This is a genomic window from Streptomyces sp. NPDC079167, assembly GCF_040686735.1.
Lineage (GTDB): Bacteria > Actinomycetota > Actinomycetes > Streptomycetales > Streptomycetaceae > Streptomyces.
Window position 1 is genome coordinate 383,219 of record NZ_JBFBLO010000007.1, and the last position, 6,275, is coordinate 389,493.

Sequence of the window (6,275 nt, forward strand, 5' to 3'; positions counted from 1 at the left end):
TTCCCGTTCCCGGGGCAGAAGGAGGCAGGATGTTGGGTATGCCCAACGTTTCCCCCTCAGGCCCTCCGATGGCCGCGAGTCCCCTCACCGTCGCCGTCCTCGAAATCGACGCCTACGCCGCCGGCCTCGGCTGGGACCAGCCGGCCCGGTTGTTCGCCCTCGTCGACACCGCCAGGCTGCGCGCCCACGAGCCGGGCCTCGCCGCCCAGCTCGGCCTCGACGACTCCGCTTCCACGACCGCCACGCTCACCCCCGTCGAGCAGGAGGAGCTGCCCGACGGCACCGCCCTGGACGAGTTCCTCGCCACGATCGCCTGGCCCGACGCCGTGGTCGGCTGCGCCATGACCGTCGAACGGCTGATGCTGCCGCCCTCGGCGGAGGCGTCGGTACCGGACGGACTGTCCGACGCACAGCTGACCAAGTGGGTCGCCGAGCACCCCGACCGGCAGGAGGTGCGGATGACCGTGGCGGTGCTGCGGGACGGCGCGCGGGACTCCGCCGTGCGCCTGCGGGAGAAGGACTCCCCGACCGAGGTCCTGACCGGCGCGGGACTGGTTCCGGGACTGGCCGAGGCGCTCGCGGCCACCTTCGAGTCCTGACGTCTCCGGCGGGGGCCGGCCTCGGAGACGCGGGTGGCCTCCAGCCAGTCCGGGGCCGCCCGCGGCTTCTCAGCCCTTCGAGCAGCTCGGCAGGCCGGCCGTGTCCCCCGCCTGGATCTTCTCCAGGGACTTCTTGGCGTCGTGGAGGGTCTTCACCCGAACCAGGGTGAGGTTGTCCGGGGTGTCGGAGGCCGCTGCGGAGCAGTTGTCGTCCGGCGTCAGGAAGTACCGGGCGCCCGCGTCGCGCGCGCCGACCAGCTTCATGTTGATCCCGCCGATGGGGCCGACCTTGCCGTCGTCGTCGATGGTGCCGGTGCCGGCGATGAACTTGCCGCCCGTCAGCTTGTCGGGCGTCAGCTTGTCGATGATGCCGAGCGAGAACATCAGTCCGGCGCTAGGGCCGCCGACATCGGCCAGCTTAATGTCGATCTCGAACGGGAAGGTGTGGTCCGTCCCTGCCTGGATCCCCACGATCGCCCGGTCCTCCGACGGGTTCGAGGGGTCCTCGGGCGCCTTCCGCGTGGTCAGGGTGACGTCGTGGGAGCCCTCGGGCTCCTTGCCCGCCTTCTCGGCCGCGGCGGCGGTCCTGGCCGGGATCACCGAGAAGACGACGTCCTCGCCCGGCTTGTGCTTCGTGACGAGCTTCGCGACGTCCTCCGGCTGTTCGACCGCCTTGCCGTCGACCGCCTTGATCACGTCGCCCGCGTGCAGCACGCCCTCCGCGGCGCTGTCCTTGACGACCGTGGAGACCACCACGCGGGAGGTGACGGGGATCTTCAGCTCCTCCAGGGCGGCGACCTTCGCGCTCTCCTGGGACTGGCTGAACTCCTCGGCGTTCTCCTGCGTCGACTGCTCCTCGGTCTTCCCGTCCGGGTAGAGGGTGTCGTGGGGCACGACCACGCTGTCATGGGCCAGCCAGCCGTAGACGGCCTCCACGATGTTCATGTCGTAGTCCGCACCGGTGACGCGCACCGTCGTCATGTTGAGGTGCCCGGACGTGGGATACGTCTTGTGCCCGCTGATGTGCAGTACCGGCTCACCACGCGCGTCGCCCAGCGTGTTCACGGTCGGGCCGGGGGACATCTCCGAGTACGGCACACGGATCAGCACGCCTGCGCAGAGCAGCGCGATGAGGATGAGGGTGGAGGCGAGCATCGTCGCGGTGCGGCGTGGCATGGAACGACAGTACGGGAACGGCCTGTCAGTGCACCGTCGGGGCCGGTCCGTACGAGGCGGACGGCGGATGAGATCCGGAAGGTCGGGGGGAGCGCGGATTCGCTCGCTGCGCGGACTGCGCCCAAGGGGAGCGGGTGCGGTGCGGATTGGCAACTGCGTACAGCTGCGGAGTCTCAGACGACCTCGGAACCGGAGTGCGATTTCTCCATCGCCTCACGGAACCTGGCGTAACCGGCGAGTTCGGTGACGTCGCCGGTCGTTCGATTGCGGGCTGCCCACCCTCCCCATATCGCCGCGCCAAGAGCAGCTATAAGCGGAATCAAGAGCCAAGCGAGTGCTGCCATCACGACCTCCCTACCCCATGAGCGACCGCAACTGACGATCAGAAGATTAACCACCTGCAGGACCAACGCTCACGGCAGGGGTGCGGTTACGCAAATCGGGGCTGATCCCCCCTGGGGCGGTTTGCGCTCAGCAGGCGCCGACCCACTCCTCCGTGCCGTCGGAGAAACGCTGGTGCTTCCAGATCGGGACCTCGTGCTTCAGGTCGTCGATCAGCTTGCGGCAGGCATCGAAGGCCTCACCCCGATGGGCGCAGGACACGGCGACGACCACCGCCAGATCGCCCACACCCAGTTCACCCACCCGGTGGACGGCGGCCAGGGCCCGTACCGGGTACTCGGCCACCACCTTCTCGGCCACCCGGCGGAGCTCGTCGCCGGCGGTCGGGTGGCAGGAGTATCCGAGGGAGCCGACGTCCTGCCCGTCGTCGTGGTTGCGCACCGTGCCGACGAAGAGCGCCATGCCTCCCGCGGCGTCGTCCCCGACCGCGCGGAAGATCTCGTCGACGGACAGCGGTGTCTCACGGATGTCCAGGAGCCGGATGGGGTCCTGAGCGGCCTGCTCGCCGGGGTGGTCGTGGGTGCGTGCCATGGGCCCATCGTGCCGCACGGCGGGCACATCGCGGAATAGCGTTTTCGACCGGTGGCGCGCCGGCCCGCTTGGAGCCTCCTACCAGGCGGCCTTTCCCGGCGGACGGGCCGACCCGGGCCGTCCGCCTCCTAGAAGCGCCGGCGCGCCTTGCGGGCCCGCCGGACCAGCGCCGCCGTACCGAGCAGCGCGACGGTCGCTCCAGCGGCACCGGCTGCGGTGGCGTCCTTGCGGCCGAGCCGCCGTCCGGCGACGGTGTGCCGTCCCTCGACCTCTTCCAGGAGCGCTGCGAGGACCTCCTCGTTGGTCCACCTCGGGCGCCATCCCGCGTCGTGGAGCCGACTCACACTGACCACCCAGGGGTGCATGGTGTACGCGAGATCACCCGCGGGTGACGGGGTGAGACCGATCCGGTGGAGGCGGGCGGCCGCGCCGAGGGCGACGGCGGACGGCAGCTCCATACGGCGCACTCCGGAGAGCTCCTCCACCTCTTGCTGTTCGAGCCAGCCGTCGCAGCCGACCGCGAACTCTCCATCGATCTTTTCGAGAGCCGCGTACTCCAGGGCACTGACCAGGTCGTCGACGTGGCAGAACTGCCAGGCCGGGCGTGAGCCGGCGACGACGAGGAGCCTGGGGGACTCGAAGTACCGGGTGAGCGCCGTGTCCGTACCGCCGACCAGGACCGTGGGCCGTACGACCGTGACGTTGAGGCCGGGGTGGGCGCGGGGCGCGCGGCGGCCGAGCCGTTCGATCTCCAGCAGGTCGCCGACGCCGGTGGCCTCCGCCGTGGCCCGCAGTTCCGCGTCCTCGGCGAGGGGGATGTCGTTGTCGGGCAGAGCGCCGTAGACCATCGCCGAGGTGCAGAGCACCACCCGGTGGACACCCACGGCCGCCGCCGCCGTCAGCACGGTCTGGGTACCACGGACGTTGTACGCGGTGCGTGCGGCGGGATCCGTCTCCAGGTCGAGGTCGAGCGCCATGTGCACGACGACGTCCGCGCCGCGCAGCTTCTCGGCGATGGCGGGGTCCCGTACGTCCAGGATGTGCCACGTCGCTTCGGAGACGTCCCCCCGGCGCTCGTCGATGGCGATGACCTGCTTGATCTCGTCCGATGCGGCAAGATGCGCGGTGAGCAGCTCACCGACGCCGGACGCGGCACCGGTGACCGCGACGACGGGGCCGCGCTTCCGGGGAAGATTTTTCGTGGGCTTGCTTTCGGTCGTGGGGTCGGCCAGGTTTCGCGCTGCGCGAACCTGCGGATCTGGGGAACTCACCGGGCGTCTCCAGCGGTTGTCTTCAGTACGTACCCGAATGACGCGTACGTACCAGGTGGCGTCCATCCTGCCGCAGGCCGGGAGCCGGCGGAGCACTGAGGGCCCGAGCGGTCTTCGGTGTCTACGCTGGATGGTGATGTCGGGCAGTCGCCGTCGGTTCGAGCCGGCGGCCCTACGAGCCGAGGAAACCCGTGAGTGACACCCCATTCGGATTCGGCCTTCCGCCGGAGGAGCCGGAAGACGGCGACGAAGGCAAGAAGAAGGACCCCACCGGTGCTGGGCAGGGCTCGGGCGGGCCGGCGAACCCGTTCGGTTTCCCGCCCGGCGCGGGCGGGGACAACCCGTTCGCCGCGATGTTCGGCTCGATGAACCCGAACGACCTGGGTGCCGCCTTCCAGCAGCTCGGCCAGATGCTGAGTTACGAGGGCGGCCCGGTCAACTGGGACATGGCCAAGCAGATCGCCCGCCAGACGGTGTCGCAGGGCACCACGGACGGCAGCAAGGACGCGAGCGTCGGCCCTGCGGAGCGGTCCTCCGTCGACGAGGCGCTGCGTCTCGCCGACCTCTGGCTCGACGGTGTGACGTCGCTGCCCTCGGGTTCCGTCTCGACGGTGGCGTGGAGCCGCGCCGAGTGGGTCGAGGCCTCGCTGCCGGCCTGGCAGCAGCTGGTGGACCCGGTGGCCGAGCGCGTCGGACTGGCGATGGGCGATGTCCTGCCGGAGGAGATGCAGGCCATGGCCGGCCCGCTGATCGGCATGATGCGGTCCATGGGCGGCGCCATGTTCGGCCAGCAGATCGGGCAGGCCGTCGGCGTGCTCGCCGGCGAGGTCGTCGGTTCGACCGACATCGGCCTCCCGCTGGCGCCGGCCGGCAAGGCGGCGCTGCTTCCGCTGAACGTCGAGCGGTTCGGCAAGGACCTGAGCGTGCCCCAGGACGAGGTGCGGCTGTACCTGGCACTGCGCGAGGCTGCCCACCAGCGGCTCTTCGCCCATGTCCCGTGGCTGCGCTCGCACCTGTTCGGCGCGGTCGAGGCCTATGCGCGCGGCATCAAGGTCGACACCAGCAAGCTGGAGGACGTCGTCGGCCAGTTCGACCCGTCGCAGCCCGAGCAGCTGCAGGACGCTCTTCAGCAGGGCATGTTCCAGCCGGAGGACACCCCGGAGCAGAAGGCGTCGCTGGCCCGTCTGGAGACCGCTCTCGCCCTCGTCGAGGGCTGGGTGGACGCCGTGGTGCACGAGGCCGCGAAGTCACGGCTGACCTCGGCGGACGCGCTGCGCGAGACGATGCGCAGGCGCCGGGCCTCCGGCGGTCCCGCCGAGCAGACCTTCGCCACGCTCATCGGGCTCCAGCTGCGCCCGCGCCGGCTGCGGGACGCCTCGCGGCTGTGGGCCTCGCTCACCGACGCCCGGGGCGTCGACGGCCGTGACGGCCTGTGGGAGCACCCGGACATGCTGCCGACGGCCCGTGACCTGGACGACCCTGACGGCTTCGTCCACCACGAGCAGCTGGACTTCTCCGAGCTGGACAAGATGCTCGGCGAAGCGGCGAAGGGCCCGCAGAAACCCACGTCCGAGGAGCAGGACAAGGACGGGCCCGGCGACGACGACCCGAAGAGCGACGGCAAGGACGATTCCGGACGGTGAGCCTGCACGACGACGCGGTTTCGGTACTCGAGGGTTACGCCGGCGGCGGCACGGAGCAGGCCGGGCTGCGCCGGACGTACCTGGACCACCTGGCCGGGCATCCTGACGGCATGTGGAAGGCGTGCGGGGCGGGGCATCTGACGGCCAGCGCTCTGGTCGTCGACCCGGAGCGCGGCAGGGTCCTGCTGACGCTGCACAGGAAGCTGCGGATGTGGCTGCAGATGGGCGGGCACTGCGAGCCCCAGGACACCACTCTTGAGGCGGCGGCCCTGCGGGAGGCCACGGAGGAGTCAGGGATCCCCGGGCTCACCCTGCTGCCCGGCGGGCCCGTGCGGCTGGACCGGCATCCCATCCCGGCGCCCTGCCACTGGCACCTCGACGTGCAGTACGCGGCGACGGCGTCGGCCGGGGCGGTGGAGCGGATCAGCGAGGAGTCCCTGGATCTGCGCTGGTTCCCCTACGACGAGGTGCCCCGGGTGGCGGACGCCTCGGTCGAGCGGTTGCTGGCGAGCACCCGCACGCGGTTGGAACAAGGCCGCTAGAGAACGGGTGAGGGGGGGGGGGGGCGCGGGGGGGCCCCCCCCCCCCCCCGGGCCCCCCCACCCCCCCCCCCCGGGGGGGGGGGGGGTGGGGTGGGTGTGGGTGGTGGGTGG

Annotated in this window: 7 protein-coding genes; 3 read left to right on the forward strand and 4 right to left on the reverse strand. The window is 71.1% G+C overall.

The genetic code is table 11. The annotated features are described in order from the left end of the window. Positions 1-29: 29 nt before the first annotated feature. Positions 30-599 (forward strand): PPA1309 family protein, encoded by a 570-nt coding sequence (locus AB0P41_RS18005; RefSeq protein WP_356716826.1) that lies wholly within the window; start codon positions 30-32, stop codon positions 597-599. Positions 600-668: 69 nt separating this feature from the next. Here AB0P41_RS18005 and AB0P41_RS18010 read toward each other — a convergent pair whose 3' ends face one another. From AB0P41_RS18010 to AB0P41_RS18025, 4 genes are all read right to left on the reverse strand, one after another. Then, positions 669-1,775, reverse strand: coding sequence for a PDZ domain-containing protein (locus AB0P41_RS18010; protein WP_365932818.1), 1,107 nt, complete (start codon positions 1,773-1,775; stop codon positions 669-671). Positions 1,776-1,948: 173 nt separating this feature from the next. Continuing rightward, positions 1,949-2,119 carry a hypothetical protein gene (locus tag AB0P41_RS18015; RefSeq protein ID WP_365932820.1) on the reverse strand — a complete coding sequence of 57 codons (171 nt, stop codon included), beginning with the start codon at positions 2,117-2,119 and terminating at the stop codon, positions 1,949-1,951. Positions 2,120-2,246: 127 nt separating this feature from the next. Continuing rightward, the gene (locus AB0P41_RS18020) at positions 2,247-2,708 is read right to left on the reverse strand and encodes a molybdenum cofactor biosynthesis protein MoaE (protein WP_356716830.1); all 462 of its coding nucleotides are present in this window, start codon (positions 2,706-2,708) and stop codon (positions 2,247-2,249) included. A gap of 128 nt (positions 2,709-2,836) precedes the next feature. Further along, entirely contained in the window at positions 2,837-3,979 is a 1,143-nt protein-coding gene (locus tag AB0P41_RS18025; RefSeq protein ID WP_356716832.1) for an SDR family oxidoreductase, read from the reverse strand. Between the two features lie 191 nt (positions 3,980-4,170). Here AB0P41_RS18025 and AB0P41_RS18030 point away from each other — a divergent pair, with 191 nt between their 5' ends. After that, on the forward strand, positions 4,171-5,622 hold the full coding sequence (locus AB0P41_RS18030) for a zinc-dependent metalloprotease (protein ID WP_356716834.1): 1,452 nt from the start codon (positions 4,171-4,173) through the stop codon (positions 5,620-5,622). Further along, entirely contained in the window at positions 5,619-6,164 is a 546-nt protein-coding gene (locus AB0P41_RS18035) for an NUDIX hydrolase (protein ID WP_356716836.1), read from the forward strand. The genes AB0P41_RS18030 and AB0P41_RS18035 overlap by 4 nt, the downstream gene beginning before the upstream one ends. Positions 6,165-6,275 lie beyond the last annotated feature (111 nt).